General features: G+C 52.4%; 1 protein-coding gene and 1 pseudogene. Both read left to right on the top strand.

The genetic code is table 11. From position 1 onward, the window contains the following. A pseudogene (locus tag ACTHUR_RS13580) lies at window positions 1–312 on the top strand (uroporphyrinogen-III synthase); the annotation flags it as partial. Then, on the top strand, window positions 309–762 hold a 454-nt coding region (locus ACTHUR_RS13575; RefSeq protein ID WP_440399054.1), incomplete at its 3' end, for a heme biosynthesis HemY N-terminal domain-containing protein. The pseudogene ACTHUR_RS13580 and the gene ACTHUR_RS13575, both read left to right, overlap by 4 nt.

Genomic DNA, 762 nt, shown 5'->3' with positions numbered 1-762 from the left:
CTTGATGTCCGCATGATTTCAGACGACAGCCTGAAAGCCAGCTTGAGCGCCGTTCGTGCTTATCAAGAAGGTTCGCGTACACAAATGACGACCGAAGAAGCTACGCAAACCCAAGCTGCCGAGAAAACCGCTTCCGCTCCGGCTGCAGCTACCGAACAAGCCACGACTGCCGCACCGGCTGCCGCTTCTGCCCCTCAATCTCTGGAAGCACCTGCTTTGCCGTCTGAAAACAAAAAAGAACCGGCCGCCGAAGCTGCCAAACCACAAAACCAAACCAAGCCTGCTGCCAAAATTAAAGGAGAGCAAGCATGAAAACCGTCGTTTGGATTGTCATTCTGTTTGCCGCCGCCGTTGGTTTAGCGTTGGCTTCCGGCATTTATACAGGTAACGTGTATGTCGTGGTTGAGCAAACCATGCTGCGTATCAATCTGCATGCCTTTGTTTTAGGCCTGCTGTTGAGCGTATTCGTCTTGTATTTCCTGATTAAATTCGTGTTCGGCCTCTTAAATATTCCAGCGCGTATGCAACGCTTCGGCATTGCCCGCAAAGGCCGTCAGGCTTCCGCCTCTTTGAACAGCGCAGGTTTGGCATATTTTGAAGGCCGTTTTGAAAAAGCCGAACAAGAAGCCGCCAAAGTCTTGCAAAACAAAGAAGCAGGCGACAACCGTACCCTGGCTTTGATGTTGGGCGCGCACGCGGCCGACCAAATGGAAAACTTCGAACTGCGCGACCGCTACCTGCACGAAATCGAACACCTTCCGC

This window comes from Neisseria sp. P0021.S007, assembly GCF_051956855.1.
The sequence above is the reverse complement of the archived record's forward strand: the minus strand, read 5'-3'. Positions and strand labels throughout refer to the sequence as shown.